The sequence below is a fragment of the Pantoea sp. X-Soil-ISGK-355 genome (assembly GCF_059730805.1).
In genome coordinates this window covers 762077-778920 of sequence record NZ_AP035971.1, presented here as the reverse complement: position 1 = coordinate 778920, position 16844 = coordinate 762077, and the positions used below count along the sequence as shown (strand labels likewise).

At 55.2% G+C, this 16844-nt stretch carries 16 protein-coding genes; 6 read left to right on the top strand and 10 right to left on the bottom strand.

Features of this window, described 5'->3' with window-relative positions; translation table 11 throughout:
• Positions 1 to 16: 16 nt before the first annotated feature.
• From ppdD to hofC, 3 genes are read left to right on the top strand one after another with little or no spacing between them, the layout of a single operon-like run.
• A complete protein-coding gene (gene ppdD / locus AC6I8J_RS03350; protein WP_260059191.1) occupies positions 17 to 472 on the top strand; it encodes a prepilin peptidase-dependent pilin in 456 nt (151 codons plus the stop codon).
• Positions 459 to 1844, top strand: coding sequence for a type II secretion system protein GspE (gspE, locus tag AC6I8J_RS03345; RefSeq protein ID WP_497825089.1), 1386 nt, complete (start codon positions 459 to 461; stop codon positions 1842 to 1844). The genes ppdD and gspE overlap by 14 nt, the downstream gene beginning before the upstream one ends.
• Positions 1837 to 3036, top strand: coding sequence for a protein transport protein HofC (gene hofC / locus AC6I8J_RS03340; protein ID WP_285086442.1), 1200 nt, complete (start codon positions 1837 to 1839; stop codon positions 3034 to 3036). Before gspE ends, hofC begins: the two co-directional genes overlap by 8 nt.
• A 25-nt stretch (positions 3037 to 3061) precedes the next feature.
• Here hofC and AC6I8J_RS03335 read toward each other — a convergent pair whose 3' ends face one another.
• Positions 3062 to 4102 carry a GMP reductase gene (locus AC6I8J_RS03335; RefSeq protein ID WP_161731603.1) on the bottom strand — a complete coding sequence of 347 codons (1041 nt, stop codon included), beginning with the start codon at positions 4100 to 4102 and terminating at the stop codon, positions 3062 to 3064.
• Between the two features lie 234 nt (positions 4103 to 4336).
• On the opposite strand from AC6I8J_RS03335, the gene coaE reads away from it, so the two are divergent.
• Genes coaE through yacG form a run of 3 tightly spaced genes read left to right on the top strand, consistent with a single transcriptional unit; the run spans position 4337 to position 5899 of the window.
• Positions 4337 to 4945 (top strand): dephospho-CoA kinase, encoded by a 609-nt coding sequence (gene coaE, locus AC6I8J_RS03330; protein WP_161731605.1) that lies wholly within the window; start codon positions 4337 to 4339, stop codon positions 4943 to 4945.
• A gap of 4 nt (positions 4946 to 4949) precedes the next feature.
• Entirely contained in the window at positions 4950 to 5693 is a 744-nt protein-coding gene (gene zapD, locus AC6I8J_RS03325; RefSeq protein ID WP_161731607.1) for a cell division protein ZapD, read from the top strand.
• Positions 5694 to 5701: 8 nt separating this feature from the next.
• Positions 5702 to 5899: a DNA gyrase inhibitor YacG gene (yacG, locus tag AC6I8J_RS03320; protein ID WP_497825088.1), complete on the top strand. Its 198-nt coding sequence runs from the start codon at positions 5702 to 5704 to the stop codon at positions 5897 to 5899.
• A gap of 27 nt (positions 5900 to 5926) precedes the next feature.
• Here yacG and mutT read toward each other — a convergent pair whose 3' ends face one another.
• The 9 genes from mutT to murC all read right to left on the bottom strand — a co-directional run bounded on the left by mutT (position 5927) and on the right by murC (position 16792).
• Positions 5927 to 6322 carry an 8-oxo-dGTP diphosphatase MutT gene (gene mutT, locus AC6I8J_RS03315; protein WP_497825087.1) on the bottom strand — a complete coding sequence of 132 codons (396 nt, stop codon included), beginning with the start codon at positions 6320 to 6322 and terminating at the stop codon, positions 5927 to 5929.
• A gap of 154 nt (positions 6323 to 6476) precedes the next feature.
• Positions 6477 to 9182 carry a preprotein translocase subunit SecA gene (secA, locus tag AC6I8J_RS03310; RefSeq protein ID WP_222924558.1) on the bottom strand — a complete coding sequence of 902 codons (2706 nt, stop codon included), beginning with the start codon at positions 9180 to 9182 and terminating at the stop codon, positions 6477 to 6479.
• Positions 9183 to 9256: 74 nt separating this feature from the next.
• Entirely contained in the window at positions 9257 to 9763 is a 507-nt protein-coding gene (gene secM, locus AC6I8J_RS03305) for a secA translation cis-regulator SecM (RefSeq protein WP_374206929.1), read from the bottom strand.
• 301 nt (positions 9764 to 10064) lie between these two features.
• Positions 10065 to 10982: a UDP-3-O-acyl-N-acetylglucosamine deacetylase gene (lpxC, locus tag AC6I8J_RS03300; RefSeq protein ID WP_031376704.1), complete on the bottom strand. Its 918-nt coding sequence runs from the start codon at positions 10980 to 10982 to the stop codon at positions 10065 to 10067.
• Positions 10983 to 11083: 101 nt separating this feature from the next.
• Entirely contained in the window at positions 11084 to 12238 is a 1155-nt protein-coding gene (gene ftsZ, locus AC6I8J_RS03295) for a cell division protein FtsZ (RefSeq protein ID WP_003854738.1), read from the bottom strand.
• Positions 12239 to 12309: 71 nt separating this feature from the next.
• On the bottom strand, positions 12310 to 13566 hold the full coding sequence (gene ftsA, locus AC6I8J_RS03290; protein ID WP_010253890.1) for a cell division protein FtsA: 1257 nt from the start codon (positions 13564 to 13566) through the stop codon (positions 12310 to 12312).
• Positions 13563 to 14402, bottom strand: a complete 840-nt coding sequence (gene ftsQ / locus AC6I8J_RS03285) for a cell division protein FtsQ (protein WP_161731618.1) — start codon at positions 14400 to 14402, stop codon at positions 13563 to 13565. The genes ftsA and ftsQ overlap by 4 nt, the downstream gene beginning before the upstream one ends.
• Position 14403: 1 nt before the next feature.
• On the bottom strand, positions 14404 to 15324 hold the full coding sequence (locus AC6I8J_RS03280; protein WP_161731620.1) for a D-alanine--D-alanine ligase: 921 nt from the start codon (positions 15322 to 15324) through the stop codon (positions 14404 to 14406).
• Entirely contained in the window at positions 15314 to 16792 is a 1479-nt protein-coding gene (gene murC / locus AC6I8J_RS03275) for a UDP-N-acetylmuramate--L-alanine ligase (protein WP_161731622.1), read from the bottom strand. The genes AC6I8J_RS03280 and murC overlap by 11 nt, the downstream gene beginning before the upstream one ends.
• Between the last annotated feature and the right edge of the window lie 52 nt (positions 16793 to 16844).

Here is a 16844-nt window from a genome sequence, read left to right as displayed (position 1 = left end):
ATACGGAGACGATGTGATGAATTATCAACGTGGATTTACGCTGGTTGAACTGATGATTGTGGTGGGTATTGTGGCAATCTTAAGTGCCATCGGCCTGCCCGCTTATCAAAATTATCTGCAGCGTGCTGCCCTTACCGACATGCTGCAAACCATGGTGCCCTTTAAGACCGCCGTAGAGCTTTGCGCCATGGAGCGCGGCGGCCCGACGCAGTGCCAGGCCGGAGAAGCGGGTATTCCTGCCGCCAGAGGATCGCGCTATGTCTCGGCACTGAGCGTAACCAACGGGGTGATTACGCTGACTGGCCAGGAGAGTCTGAATGGCCTGAGTGTTGAAATGTTGCCAATCTGGGACAGCATAGAGGGCGGCATCAGCTGGCAACGCAGCTGCACCAGCAATAACACCAGCCTGCGGGACAATTGCCGGGAACAATTCCGCTTTGCGGATAAAGGAGCCAGCGATGAGCAAGCCTGATGAGACGATTATGGCATTATGCCAGCGCTATCGCGCTCTGGTTCTGCACCATGATGCCAGTCTGCTGCGCGTTGCCGTTGCGGAGAGCGTGCCGCCCGGACTGGCTGAAGCGCTCAATTTTGCCAGCCAGTGTCAGATTGAGATCGAATGCTGGCCGCAGGCCCGGCTTGACCAGCTCCAGCACGCTGATAAAGGGCTGGTGGCGCGCGAAGAGACACCCACCGAGTCAGCAATAGAAGCGACACAGCTCATCCTGCGTCAGGCACTGGAGCGACGGGCCTCCGATGTGCATATCGAACCCTGCCGCGAGGGTCTGCGTGTGCGACTGCGTATTGATGGCGTACTGCATCCGCTCTCTTCACTGCCTTTCACTCAGCCTGCGGCGTTGCTGGCACGACTGAAGATCCTTGGCGGGCTGGATATCGCCGAACGCCGGTTACCGCAGGATGGTCAGTTCAGCATGGAGATTGCAGGTAAACCCGCCTCTTTTCGCCTGGCGACCTTACCCATCTATGGTGGCGAGAAAGCGGTGGTCCGGCTGCTGCAGAGTGAAAGCGCGGCGCTGTCTCTGGATAAGCTCGGCTTACCGGCTGCCCAGTTGCGTCGGTTCTGTGACGCACTGGCCCAGCCGCAGGGACTGATCCTGGTCACCGGCCCCACCGGCAGCGGCAAGACGTTTACGCTTTATAGCGGACTCAGTGCCCTGAATAAACCAGAAAAAAATCTGTGCAGCGTTGAAGATCCGATTGAGATTCCGCTGCCCGGCATTAACCAGACACAGATCCACACTAAAAACGGTCTTGATTTTAACCGTGTGCTGCGGGCGCTGCTGAGACAGGATCCGGATGTGATCATGGTGGGCGAGATCCGCGATGCCGAAACAGCGGAGATTGCGGTGAAAGCGGCGCAGACCGGGCATCTGGTACTGTCAACGCTGCACACTAACTCCACCGCCGAGACGCTGACCCGGCTGCGACAGATGGGGATTCCCGGTTATCTGCTGGGGTCGGCGCTGAAACTGATTGTTGCGCAGCGTCTGGTGCGGCGCCTGTGCCCCCATTGCCGTCAACCCGCTGAGGCGGTGGCGCACTATCCTGCGGAACTCTGGCCCGGCACCCTGCAAACCTGGCGGGCGTCCGGCTGCGACCACTGCTTTTCCGGTTATTTTGGTCGGCTGGCGCTGTTTGAACTTCTGCCGATCAATGCCAGGCTGCAGAATGCGATTGCAGCCGAGATGCCGCTGGAGAATCTCCTCAATCTGGCGAAACAACAAGGATTGCGCACTTTACTGGTTTCCGGCCTGGAAGCGGTAAGCCGGGGCGATACCTCGCTGGAAGAGATGCAACGGGTGATTGGGCTGGACGATGGCTAACGCAGCTTTATTCAGCTGGCAGGCGGTCGACAGCCAGGGCCAGTTACTCAGTGGTCAGCTACTGGCTGTCGACACTGACAACCTGCTACTCATCCTGGAGCAGCGCGATCTTCTGCCGGTGAGCTGGAAGCGGGAAAAAATCTGGCGTCAGAGGGACTGGACGTGGCAGCACAAAACCGATCTGATTCGTCAGCTGGCTACCCTGCTCAAAGCGGGCCTGCCACTGGCAGAAAGTCTGGCTTTACTGGCTGAGGGGCATCCTCATGCAGGCTGGCGGGCTCTGATGCTCGCCCTTCATCATCGGGTACTCAGCGGTGCCCCTTTTTCACAGGCTTTGCGTGAATGGCCGCAGATTTTTCCGCCGCTCTACCCGGCGCTGATGGAAGTGGGCGAACTGACGGGGCAGCTGGATGTTTGCTGCAGTGAGTTGGCTCAGCAGCAGATCCGCCAGCAGCAGTTATGGCATCAGGTGGCAAAGGCGTTACGCTATCCGCTCTTCATTCTGCTGGTGGCAATCGCTGTCACCTGCGGCATGTTGCTGTTCGTGCTGCCAGAGTTCGTTGCGGTGTATGACTCTTTTGACGCGCCTCTGCCCGCTTTTACAGCCACGGTCATGCAGTTATCTGCCGCACTTCAGGAGTGGGGAGCGGTGTTAGCCATCGGCGTATCGCTGATGCTGGTGGCCTGGCATCAGTTACGACGACGCTCTGTGGGCTGGCAACGCCGTGAGCAGGCGATTTTCCTGCGCATCCCGCTGCTTTCCGGGTTATGGCGTGGCACGCAGCTGACGCAGATCTACACCATTCTGAATCTGACACAGCGAGCCGGGTTAACGCTGTTACAGGGACTGGCTGCTGTTGAAGTCACGCTCTCCTCATTACTCTGGCGGGAAGCGATGGCCGGACTGCAGCAGCATATTGCCCAGGGGAGTCCTCTGCATCAGGCGCTGATGCAGCATCCGCTGTTCACGCCCTTATGTGGTCAGCTGGTTCGGGTTGGGGAAGAGGCGGGCGCACTGGATTTGATGCTGGCCCGGCTGGCGGAATGGCATGAGGCAGAAACACGAGAGCGCGCTGACACACTGGCGGCGTCGCTGGAACCGATAATGATGGTGGTGATTGGCGGCATTGTCGGCACGCTGGTGATTGCAATGTATCTGCCGGTGTTCGGGCTGGGGGATGTAATGCATTAAGGGGCGCGGGCTGCGCCCCGGATGCCTATCGGTTGAAGACCCGGTTCTCCTGCTCGTTAACGCGGATAAAGGTCGTGCGCTTGGTCAGCTCTTTCAGGCGCTCCGCTCCGACGTAAGTACAGGCAGAACGCAGTCCACCCAGAATATCGCGCGCGGTGTCAGCGACCGGCCCCCGCAATGGCAGTTTCACCGTTTTACCTTCGGCGGCACGGTACTGGGCGACACCACCAACGTGACGCTTCATCGCTGATTCGGAACTCATGCCGTAAAAGAGCATAAAGCTTTCGCCATTCTCTTCGACGACCTGCCCTTCACACTCATCATGTGCTGCCAGCATGCCACCCAGCATCACAAAGTCAGCGCCGCCGCCAAAGGCTTTGGCAATATCACCCGGCACGGAACAACCGCCATCACTGACAATCTGTCCGCTTAAGCCATGCGCCGCATCGGCACACTCAATGACTGCAGAAAGCTGCGGATAGCCCACGCCGGTTTTCACCCGGGTTGTACAGACCGAACCCGGGCCAATACCGACTTTGACGATATCCGCGCCGGAGAGGATGAGCTCCTCTACCATTTCGCCTGTGACCACGTTTCCGGCACAGATAGTTTTAGTCGGGAAGGTTTCACGTGCACGCTGCAGGAAATCGACAAAATGCTGTGAGTAGCCGTTGGCCACGTCAATGCAGATAAACTGCAGATCGTCAGACAGCGCCATAATCGCGACCAGTTTAGTGAGGTCGGCTTCTGACGTGCCGGTTGAAACCATCACATGTTTCAATACCGTCGCGGGGACGCGCTGAATAAACGCCCGCCAGTCGTCTGCGCTGTAATGCTTATGGACGGCAGTGAGGATATTGAAGCTGGCCAGCGCCTCAGCCATTGAAAATGTGCCGACGGTATCCATGTTGGCGGCGATGATCGGTACGCCGCTCCAGCTGAGACCTGAATGTCTGAAGGTAAAGCTGCGCTCAAGCTCAACCTGTGAGCGACTTTGCAGCGTTGAACGTTTGGGGCGGATCAAGACATCTTTAAAGCCCAGTTTCAAATCTTCTTCAATACGCATAAACAGTGTCCTGGTAAGTGGCAATGAATCGTCGTTCACGAAGTAAGCACAGCTCCAGTGACGTTATGATACGCGCCTCTCGCTGCGCGACAAGACTGCGAATTACACTTTATTTACGCTACAATCCGTTAAATTTAGTTGTGCTTTATCGGTGTGATCTGCCGCGCATTTTTGCCTTTTTTAGCCAGATCATTACCCTGAACCTATGTCGGAATATGAAGTCAGGTGAGAAACATGCCCTATATCGTCGCGCTTACAGGGGGAATCGGCAGTGGAAAGAGTACGATTGCCCAGGCATTCGCCGCGTCTGGTGTGGAAATTATTGACGCTGACCTGATCGCCCGAGAAGTTGTTGAACCTGGCACGCCCGCTTTGCAGGCTCTTCAGGCACGCTATGGCGCGTCAATCGTGACGGATCAGGGAATGCTTGATCGTAAACAGCTTCGCGACATTATTTTTCAGCAGCCGGAAGAGAAAAGCTGGTTAAACGCGCTGCTCCATCCGCTGATTAACGCCCGGACACGAGAACTGATCGCCCAGGCCACCTCACCTTATGTGCTCTGGGTGGTGCCATTACTGGTGGAAAATCAGTTACAGCACCAGGCTGATCGGGTGCTGGTAGTCGATGTTGATGAGGCAACGCAGTTAGCGCGCACCCAGCAACGTGACCATCTTTCCGTCGAACAGGCGAAACGTATTCTTGCCGCACAGGCCACGCGCCAGCAGCGCCTCGCCTGTGCCGACGACATTATTGATAACAGTGGCGAGCCCGACGACGCCTTGCCACAGGTTGCCGAACTCCATCAGCGCTATCTCAGGCTGGCGGCAACGAAACAGGATTAATACCATGAGCACACCCGTTCTGTTTGAACACCCACTGAATGAAAAAATGCGAACCTGGTTACGGGTTGAGTTTTTGATTAATCAGTTAGATGAAACGACACCACTGGATAAAACCGTTAATGCGCTGACCTTTTTTCGCCTGATTAGCGAGCTGCTCGATATTTTTGAGCGCGGCGATATGCGGACAGAACTGTTGAAAGAGCTTGAGCGCCAGCAGCAAAAATTACGGGCGTGGGCTGACGTGCCCGGCGTCGATATGACGCTGGTGGATGCCCTGCGCGATAAGATCAAAATTCAGTCAACGCAGTTGATGAATGCCCCACGTATGGGCCAGCAACTCCGCGAGGATCGTCTGATTGCCCTGGTGCGGCAGCGTCTGAGCATCCCCGGTGGATGCTGCAGCTTTGATTTACCGGGCCTGCACATCTGGCTCCATCTGCCGCAGGAAGCACGCGATGCGCAGGTCGAAGCCTGGATGTTGACGCTGGAGCCACTGCATCATGCGCTGGCGATGATACTGGATCTGATCCGCCAGTCTGGCGCGTTTCATGTGCAGACCAGCCTTAATGGTTTTTATCAGGATAATGCCGAAGGCGCCGATCTGCTGCGACTGCAGTTGTCGCTGGAGGATGCGCTCTATCCACAGGTGTCCGGACATAAAAGCCGCTACGCCATTCGTTTTATGCCGCTTGATAGTGAGCGTGGTGAAGTTCCGGCCCGCCTTAATTTTCAACTGGCCTGTTGTTAGAGGTAAAAATGCAGCAAGAAGTGATGACCGTTTCCTGTCCGCAGTGCGGCAAAGATGTGATCTGGGATGAGCTCAGCCCGTGGCGCCCTTTTTGCAGTAAGCGCTGCCAGCTCATCGATTTAGGGGAATGGGCCGCAGAAGAAAAACGCATTCCCAGCAGCAACGACATGAACGACAGTGACAACTGGAGTGAAGAACATCGTTGATAAGATGGGGCGCACTGCCCCATTCAGTCAGAGTTCGCCCGCGACCAGTCGCGCAATCAGCTGGTGATTCGCGGGTGGAAACTCCTCCGCCACCAGCGCATGCTGATCAACCCAACGCTGTGGCTGACCCTCTTTGCCCCACGGCTCGCCGTTCCACCCTTCAACCAGAAAGAAATGCAGCGTTACGCGCAGATCGTTATAGCTGTGGTCTGCATGACCAATCGGGCGCGCCTCAGTGACGTCAATCCCGGTCTCTTCGTGTAGCTCCCTGATCAGTCCCTGTTCGGCGCTTTCGCCCGCTTCAATCTTACCGCCAGGAAACTCCCACTTGTTCGCCATGTAAGAGCTTGCCGCGCGCTGGGCAAGGAAAATCTGTTTATTGGCATTGCGAATGATGCCAACTGCAACCTGCAGGTGCTTCATGGAAACTATCCGGTCGTCATAGGTGAATGAAGGCTGATTCTAGAGCATGCCGGAGCGGAAGTTAACCGCTTTAGCTCAGCGCTGGCGCAGAGATTACGTTAGCAGAGCGCATAAAAAAAGGAGCCATTGGCTCCTTTTTCATCAGCATTCAGTCTCAGGCAATACGGCCATGGCACTGTTTGTACTTTTTGCCGGAACCACATGGGCAGGGGTCGTTGCGGCCGACTTTGCGTTCACCACTCTGCTCCGCCACAGGCTCGGCTGCCAGCAGATCTTCTTCTACATGGCTTAGCTGCTGTTGCTGCGCCAGACGTTCAGCTTCCTCACGACGCTGTTGCTCCATCGCTTCAACTTCTTCTGGCATACGCACCTGCACTTTGCTCAGCGTACTGATCACTTCATATTTCAGTGATTCAAGCATCGCAGCAAACATGGCGAAGGATTCACGCTTGTACTCCTGCTTAGGATCTTTCTGCGCATAGCCGCGCAGATGAATACCCTGACGCAGGTAGTCCATCGCAGCCAGATGCTCTTTCCACAATGAATCCAGCGTCTGCAGCATCACGCCTTTTTCGAAGTTGCGCATCATCTCTGCGCCAACGATCTGCTCTTTCTCAGCGTAGCTTTCCGTGGCGTGGGTCATGATGCGCTCACGCAGCACTTCTTCGTGCAGGTCAGGCTCTTTATCCAGCCACTCTGCAATCGGCAGGTTCAGATCGAAGTCAGCACGCAGACGCTCTTCCAGGCCTGGCACGTCCCACATTTCTTCCAGCGACTGTGGCGGAATGTAGGTATCAATCGTCACTTTGTAAACATCGTGACGAATGCTGTTAATGGTTTCGCTAACATCAGACACATCCAGCAGCTCATTACGCTGACTGTAGATTGCGCGACGCTGGTCATTCGCCACATCATCATATTCCAGCAGTTGCTTACGAATATCGAAGTTACGGCTTTCAACTTTGCGCTGTGCATTGGCAATCGCTTTGGTGACCCATGGATGCTCAATCGCTTCGCCTGGCTTCATGCCCAGTTTACGCATCATGTTGGAGACGCGGTCTGAGGCGAAAATACGCATCAGCGCATCTTCCATCGACAGGTAGAAACGCGAAGAACCGGCATCACCCTGACGGCCGGCACGACCGCGCAGCTGATTATCGATACGACGTGATTCGTGACGCTCAGTACCGACGATGTGCAAACCACCTGACGCCAGCACCGCATCATGACGAATCTGCCATGCCGCTTTGATCTCTTCGATTTGCGCTTCAGTTGGCTCTTCCAGTTCAGCCACCTCGGCATGCCAGCTACCGCCCAGCATAATATCCGTACCACGTCCGGCCATGTTGGTGGCAATAGTGACCGCACCCGGCTGACCGGCCTGCGCCACGATATCCGCTTCGCGGGCGTGGAATTTGGCGTTCAGGACGTTATGTTTGATACCGGCACGGGTCAGTTCGTTAGAAACCACTTCTGATTTTTCAATCGAGATGGTTCCCACCAGCACTGGCTGACCGTTGGCAGTACGCTCACGGATATCTTCGATAATGGCATCGATCTTCTCTTTCTCGGTCATGTAGACCAGATCGGCCAGATCTTTACGCACCATCGGACGGTTAGTCGGCACCACAATGGTGTCGAGCTTGTAAATAGAGCTGAATTCAAACGCTTCAGTATCGGCAGTACCGGTCATACCGGCCAGCTTCTCGTAAATACGGAAGTAGTTCTGGAAGGTGATAGAGGCCAGCGTCTGGTTCTCGTTCTGAATCTCAACGCCTTCTTTCGCTTCAATCGCCTGATGCAGACCATCGGACCAGCGACGGCCCTGCATGGTACGGCCGGTGTGCTCATCAACAATCACCACTTCGCCATCTTTCACGATGTAATCAACATCGCGGGTAAAGAGTGCGTGCGCACGCAGCGCCGCAGTGACGTGGTGCATCAGCATGATGTTGGTCGGTGAGTAGAGAGACTCGCCTGCTTCCATGATGCCCTGGCTGACCAGCAGCTCCTCCACTTTCACCAGACCACGCTCAGACATATGAGCCTGACGCGCTTTCTCATCAACCCAGAAGTCGCCTTCACCCTGATGGGTTTCGGTATCTTCTTTATCCTGGCGTACCAGATGAGGGATGATTTTGTTCACTTTGGTATAAAGCTCAGAACTGTCTTCTGCCGGACCGGAGATAATCAGCGGCGTACGCGCTTCATCGATCAGGATGGAGTCGACCTCATCCACCAGCGCATAGTGCAGTTTACGCTGCACGCGCTCTTCCGGGCTGAAAGCCATGTTGTCGCGCAGGTAATCAAAGCCATATTCGTTGTTGGTGCCGTAGGTAATATCAGCAGCGTAAGCTTCACGCTTCGCCACCGCTGGCAGGCCCGACATGTTGATACCGATGCTTAACCCCAGGAACTCAAACAGTGGACGGTTGTTTTCCGCATCACGCTGTGCCAGATAGTCGTTGACGGTCACGACGTGAACGCCTTTGCCAGAGAGTGCATTCAGATAGGCTGGCAGCGTTGCGGTCAGGGTTTTACCTTCACCGGTACGCATCTCAGCGATGCAGCGGTCGTTCAGCACCATGCCGCCGATCAGCTGCACGTCGAAGTGACGCATACCGAACACACGTTTACTCGCTTCACGCACGGTCGCGAACGCTTCAGGGATCAGGCTTTCCAGCGATTCACCTTTTTTCAGGCGCTCGCGGAACTCGTCGGTTTTCGCTTTCAGTTCATCGTCAGTGAGCTTCTCAAAATCGGGCTCCATCTTATTGATGACGTCCACCACTTTGCGCATACGGCGCAGCGTACGATCGTTACTGCTACCAAAAACCTTGGTCAATATTTTGCTTAACATAGTAAATATATTCTCAATTCAGCCGGCGCATTCCGGACTGCGAAATCTAAACAGAGTGAATAAAACCAAAAATATTAGCAGAACAATCGGGCGGGTCCGGCGCGAATGCCATGCACACTGGCATGCCATTCTACCCATGAGCGGGTAGCGGCCATGAAAAGAGGGGGGGCAGATATCTGCTGCGGTGCAGTGTGCAGCGCAGAATGTGATGTCAGTAAATTATGCAGTGAGTCGATCAGCGCCAGCTTTTGTGCCGCCAGCGGTAATTGCTGTTGCTCCGCCTGCACCTGAGGTGCCAGCGTGAAAGAGAGGTGACGGATAACGGTGCGGATGGCGTGCTGATGCCAGTAATCCACGCTGAAGCTCGGTCGCCGGGATACTTCCTGAAGCCGGATTAAATGATCAAAGCGGGTAGCATTGCCCAGAAAGAGACTGCTGGCCGGCGATTCAGACGAGGCGTTGAGTTCGGAGCTTTGCGCACAGGCTGGCAGGCCAAAGCTGGCCGCTACCATCCCTAACAGGAGATGGGGCCAGAAGTAGCGTCTACCTAATTGTCGCCAGCGCAGAAGAATCCCGATCACAACCTTTCCATCGCGCATGCTCTGTTGCGCTCTTGTTTTCTGGTACCCGCCGCGAGCCGCAACGGATTTCGGCCTGTAAAAGCGCCACAGATAGTAACATTAATGTGGGGCATCCACACCTGGGATTAAAGAGGCGGCGAGAGAAAACGCGTGTAATTGTTCAGCAATTCAGCAGAACAGACAACGCTTTGCGGGCGAGGTCGCCGTTATCAGGTGTGTTATGGAAGGCAATAAAAAAACGGCTGGTGCCGCTGACCGGAGAGGGTGTCAGCATAACCAGCCGTTTCTCGTTCTGGGGTAATTAAGCCAGAACCAGGTTCGGTGCTTTGAATGCCAGCGGCAGTTCGGCTTCGTCTTCGAAGGTTGCCCATTCCCAGGCTTCCTGCTTAGCCAGAACTGCTTGCAGCAGCTTGTTGTTCAGCGCGTGGCCCGATTTGAACGCAGTGAATGCGCCAATGATGTTGTGACCACACATAAACAAGTCGCCAATCGCGTCCAGCATTTTGTGACGGACAAACTCGTCTTCAAAACGCAGACCTTCTTCATTCAGTACGCGGAAATCATCCAGACCTATCGCACAATCTAAGCTACCGCCCAGGCACAGGCCTTTAGACTGCAGATATTCGATTTCACGCATAAAGCCAAATGTACGCGCCCGGCTGATTTGACGAACAAAGGCGTCAGCAGAGAAGTTCATCGCATAGCGCTGTGAGCTGGAATCGATAGCCGGGTGTTTGAAGTCGATGGTGAAATCGAGTGAGAAACCGTTATACGGTTTGATCTCAGCCCATTTGTCACCCTCTTCCACACGCACGGTCTGCTTAACACGCACAAATTTCTTCGCGCTGTTGAGCTGCTCGATGCCCGCATCCATCAGCAGATAGATAAACGGTGCTGCGCTGCCATCCATGATCGGGATTTCTGGTGCATCGACTTCAACAATAATGTTGTCAATACCCAGACCCGCCAGGGCGGCATTAAGGTGTTCAACCGTTGAAATACGCACGCCTTCATCGTTCACCAGGCAGGTACTCAGCATGGTGTCGCGCACGTATTTTGCATCAGCCGGAAAATCTACCGGTGGATTCAAGTCGGTGCGACGATAGATGACCCCGGTATTAGCCGACGCAGGGCGTAATGTCAGTGTGACTTTTTTGCCGGTATGTAAACCGACACCAGTCGCCTGAACAATACGTTTTAATGTCCTTTGTTTGATCATCGCATTATCTCGCAGTATCACCTTTCCGACCGCCAGTATACTTTACCAGCGGACAGACACTTTAGCACAAAGAGCGGAGAATCCCAATTATAGGGTTAATCCTAGTCGGCCTGTTTACGTAAAAAGGCCGGAATATCAAGATAGTCTGGCTCTTTATTCGACTGCGCAGCCTGGTCGTTAACGACTTTGGCAGCAGGCTTCTGCTCCTGCGGCAGCGGTGACATACCGTGCTGCTGATAGCGATGATCCATCACAGGCTGACTGGCTGGCTTGTTCGTCACCAGGGTGATTTCCGGACGCTTGTCCATACCGATACCGGTTGCCACCACGGTAACGCGCAGTTCATCGTTCATTTCCGGATCCAGCGACGTACCGATTACCACGGTCGCGTTGTCAGAAGCGAAGGCGCGGATAGTGTTACCCACGGTTTCGAACTCATCCAGACGCAGGTCGAAGCCCGCAGTAATGTTGACCAGCACGCCACGGGCACCTGACAGGTCGATATCTTCCAGCAGCGGGCTGGAGATCGCCATTTCAGCCGCTTCTTCCGCACGATCTTCACCGCACGCCACGCCTGAACCCATCATTGCATAGCCCATTTCGGACATCACTGTACGCACGTCAGCAAAGTCGACGTTCATCAGGCCCGGACGGGTGATCAGTTCGGCGATACCCTGTACTGCGCCTTTCAGCACGTCATTGGCCGCGCCAAACGCATCCAGCAGGGAAATGCCACGACCCAGCACTTTCAGCAGCTTGTCGTTTGGAATGGTGATCAGTGAATCGACATGCTTGGAGAGTTCAGCGATCCCCTGCTCGGCAAACGCCATGCGTTTCTTGCCTTCGAAGTTGAATGGCTTGGTGACAACTGCCACCGTCAGGATACCGAGATCCTTGGCCACTTCAGCGACCACAGGCGCTGCACCGGTACCGGTACCGCCGCCCATGCCTGCTGCGATGAAGACCATGTCTGCCCCTTCCAGCGCAGCCCGCAGTGCTTCGCGATCTTCTTCTGCAGAGTTACGGCCCACTTCCGGGTTCGCACCCGCACCCAGACCTTTGGTAATGTTATTACCGATCTGGATGGTCTGGCCGACAGCTGTTTTACGCAGCGCTTGCGCGTCGGTATTCACAGCAAAGAATTCCACACCTTCGATACGTTCGCGTACCATGTGCTCTACGGCGTTACCGCCGCCGCCACCGACGCCGATGACTTTAATCACCGCGTCGTTGGTTAATTCCATAGGTTCAAACATGATTTCTCTCCGTTATGTGCCTGTCGCCTGGAGATCACTAAAGAAAACAGCATGATCCCCTTTCACAAAAATTAAAACTCTTTTTTTAACCAACTGTTAATACGCTTGAACCAGTTACCTACTGAAACCCGTTTTTCGGTCTCTGCATCACCGTTCATGTGCGACTCTTTGCCGTAATGCAACAGTCCCACGGCGGTGGAGTAGTACGATTCCTGCGCATAGTCAGTCAGGCCGGTAATATTCAGCGGCTGTCCGATACGCACCTGCGTATGGAATACGCGTTGCGCACAGGCCGCCAGTCCTTCGATTTGCGCTGCACCACCGGTCAGGACAATGCCTGCGGCCAGATGATGTTTCACGCCCTGCTGACGCAGTTGTTCCTGTAACTGCAGAATCTCGTCATTGACCAGATTCAAAAGTTCGGTATAACGCGGCTCAATCACTTCCGCCAGCGTCTGACGTTGCAGGCTGCGCGGTGGACGTCCGCCTACGCTCGGCACTTCAACGTTCTCATCTTTGCCGACAATCGAGCCCAGCGCGCAACCATGGCGCACTTTAATCGCCTCAGCATCCGTTGGTGGTGTACCAAACGCATACGCGATATCGCTGGTGACAACGTTGCCTGCATACGGAATCACCTTAGTGTGCCGTAAAGCGCCGCCGGTATATACGGCTATGTCCATTGTACCGCCACCAATATCGACAACACAGACGCCCAGCTCACGTTCGTCTTCAGTCAGAACCGCAAAACTGGAGGCGAGGCCGGCAAAAATCAGCTGATCCACTTTCAGTCCGCAACGCTCAACGGCTTTAACGATGTTCTTCGCCATATCGTTGTGGCAGGTGATCAGGTGCACTTTTGCCTGCATGCGCACGCCGGACAGTCCGACCGGATTCTTAATCCCTTCCTGATAATCAATTGCGTATTCCTGAGGAATCACGTGCAGGATGCGGTGCTCGTCACGTACTCTTACCGATTTGGCAGTATGTACAACGTTCTCTACATCATCCTGAGTCACTTCCTCTTCCGAAATCGGAACCATCCCGATTTCGTTCTGACAACTGATATGTTTGCCCGATAAAGCAAGGTAGACGGAGGAGATCTGGCAATCTGCCATCAGCTCAGCCTGATCGATGGCGCGCTGAACGCATTTCACCACCGACTCAAGGTCGTTTACGCCACCTTTATCCATACCGCGGGAAGGGCAACTGCCCACCCCAATAATGTTGACCATACCATCGGGCAGAACTTCCCCAACCAGGGCGGCAACCTTTGCAGTGCCGATTTCGAGTCCAACTACCAGTTTTCTGTCCGTTGCCTTGATCATTGTTGTTTAGCCTGTGCCTGGTTCTGTTGCTGATTACTGTCCTGTGGCTCCATCACGACCGGTGTCCAGCCAACAGAAGCGCCAGAGTCGTATCGCAAATCCACGTAGCTGATACGTTTGCTCTCGTTCTGACCTTGCTGTTGCAGCACCGGGTAGAGCTCAATAAAGCGATTCAGTCGTTTCATAGTGTCGCTGCGCCCCAGTTCGATGCGTACATCATCACTGGTAACCAGCTGCCATGAACGACGGGCCGTCATCGACGCCACCTTCAGAGTAAACTTCCGGGCTTTCAGCACATCATCCATGCTGTGATAGCCCGCCAGGACCTCTTTCTCACTCCCTTCAGGCCCATACAACATCGGCATTGTCTCTTTGCCGGCATGACTGGCGGGTACGCTGAAGGAGACACCTTCAGCATCCACCATATGCAAATCGTTCCAGCGCGCCACTGGCGTATACTCCACCAGATGGATTTTCAGTTCGTCTGGCCACTGCTTACGTACGCTGACCTGCTTAATCCACGGCAGTCGCTCAATCTGCTGCTGCAGGATATCCACATCCTGAGACATAAACGTGCCAGGCGGACCCAGCGATAGAATCGCCTGACGGATATCGTCGTGAGTCGTGTAGTGCGTCTGTCCTGTTACCACCAGCTTTGAAAGCGGCAGCCGGGACGCATCGTTCATCCACTTCAACACTACCAGCCCGCCAGCAACCATAATCCCGATAACGATCAGCAGAAAAACAATGCCGAACAGTCGGGCTCCGTTACTGCGCCCGGTGCGAATACGCTCCTGCGGTTCACGGTTTCGAACTCTCATCGCCGCCTGTGACATATCAGTCGGCCAGCTCCAGAATATGGGCAACCAGCTGCGGGAAACTCATGCCCGCCTGTTTCGCTGCCATAGGAACCAGACTGTGACTGGTCATGCCCGGCGAGGTATTGGCTTCCAGTAGCTGGAAATTCCCTGCCCCATCCGTCATCACATCAACCCGTCCCCAGCCACGACAGCCCAGTGCACGCCAGGCCGCCAGCACCAGCTGCTGTAATTCAGCTTCACGTTCAGCGCTTAACCCGGCCGGACAGACGTACTGAGTATCGTCAGAAATGTATTTAGCTTCATAGTCATAGAACTCACTGGCGCTCTTTATTTCAATTGAGGGCAGAATATGATCGCCCACAATCGCGACGGTATACTCCGCGCCGCTGAGAAACGCCTCGACCAGTACGTCATTGTCGTACTTAAACGCCATTTCCAGTGCGGCAGACAGCGCGCTCAGCTCGTTAACCCGGCTGATACCCACGCTGGAGCCTTCACAGGCTGGCTTAACAAACAGTGGCAGACCCAGCGCTGTAATCGCCGCGTTGCTCTCGGCATCCAGCCCGGCATCGAACTGCTGCCGCGTCAGCCAGACAAATTTTCCTGACGGTAATCCGCGACCCTGCCACAGCAGTTTGGTGCGCAGCTTATCCATGGTCACAGCCGATGCCATTACGCCGCTGCCGGTGTAAGGCAGTTGCAGAAACTCCAGTACCGCCTGCATCGTGCCATCTTCTCCGCCCCGGCCATGCAGCGCGATAAAGGCTTTGGTAAAGCCCTGCTCTTTCAGCGTCAGCACCGACACATCGCGGGTATCAATGCCATGCGCATCGATGCCCATTTCACGCAGTCCGGCGACGACGGCCTGACCCGAGTTCAGCGAAACCTCACGCTCTGCTGAGGTGCCGCCCATTAATACGGCAACTTTATCCGCCATGACGATCCTCCGCTTTGCGTTCCGGCTGAAGCTTAGTCTCCGCCAGCTTGCGGGCAACCTTGCCGACGTTACCGGCGCCCTGTACCAGAATCAGGTCATTGCCTGACAGCAGCGGTGCCAGCATCTCCGGCAGCGCGTCATGTTCCGGCACCAGAATCGGATCAACCTTGCCCCGGTTACGAATGGCACGGCACAGCGAACGGCTGTCGGCACCCGGAATCGCGGTTTCACCGGCGGAGTACACATCCAGCATCAGCAACACATCGACATGCGACAGCACGTTGGCGAAATCATCAAACAGATCGCGGGTGCGGCTGTAACGGTGCGGCTGAAACACCATCACCAGTTTTTTATCCGGCCAGCCTGCGCGCGCGGCTTTAATCGTCGCGTCCACTTCGGTGGGATGATGACCGTAATCATCTACCAGCATCGCGCTGCCCGGCTGTCCATTGACCGGCTCTGTCGGGAATTCACCCAGCAGATCAAAGCGACGCCCCGTACCCTGGAAACTCTCCAGCGCAGCCAGTATGGCATTGTCTTCAATGCCCTCTTCAGTGGCGACGGCGACCGCTGCCGCCGCGTTCAGGGCGTTATGGCGACCCGGCGCGTTCAGCGTAATCTGCAGTGGCGCCTTGTCCTGACGGATCAGGGTGAAATGCCCCTGCGCGCCACTCTGCTCATAATTTTCAATGCGCAGATCAGCATCGTCACTGAAACCGTACGTGGTGATATGACGTCCCACACGCGGTATCAGATCACGGATGACCGCATCGTCCACACACATCACCGCACGACCGTAAAACGGCAGGTTATGCAGGAAGTTAATAAACGTCTGCTTCAGGTTCTCAAAATCGCCCTGATAGGTGTCCATATGGTCAGCTTCGATGTTGGTCACAATCGCCACCATCGGCTGCAGATGGAGGAACGACGCATCGCTCTCATCTGCTTCGGCAATCAGATAGCGGCTGTGACCCAGACGCGCATGAGTACCCGCTGCTTTAACCAGACCGCCGTTAACGAAGGTTGGATCAAGACCCGCTTCCGCATAAATACTCGACACCATCGCCGTGGTGGTCGTTTTGCCATGCGTACCCGCAACGGCGATGCCGTGACGGAAACGCATCAGTTCAGCCAGCATCTCCGCGCGACGGATCACCGGGATACGCTGCTCACGTGCTGCCACCAGTTCCGGGTTATCCTGCGATACGGCGCTGGAGACGACTACGACGCTGGCATCGGTCACATTTTCGGGGCGATGGTTAAAATAAATGGTGGCCCCCAGCGCAATCAGGTTCTGTGTCACCGGGTTAGGGGCCAGATCTGAACCGCTGATATGGTAGCCTTCATTTGCTAACACTTCGGCAATACCGCCCATGCCAGCACCACCGATGCCGACAAAGTGGATGTGCCGGACGCGACGCATCTCAGGCACGATAGAACGCAGTTTTGCCAATTGTTGTGTATTCATCGCTCTCAGTTACCTGCTATTTCAGTTTGTACCCACTCGGGGTACAGGTCAG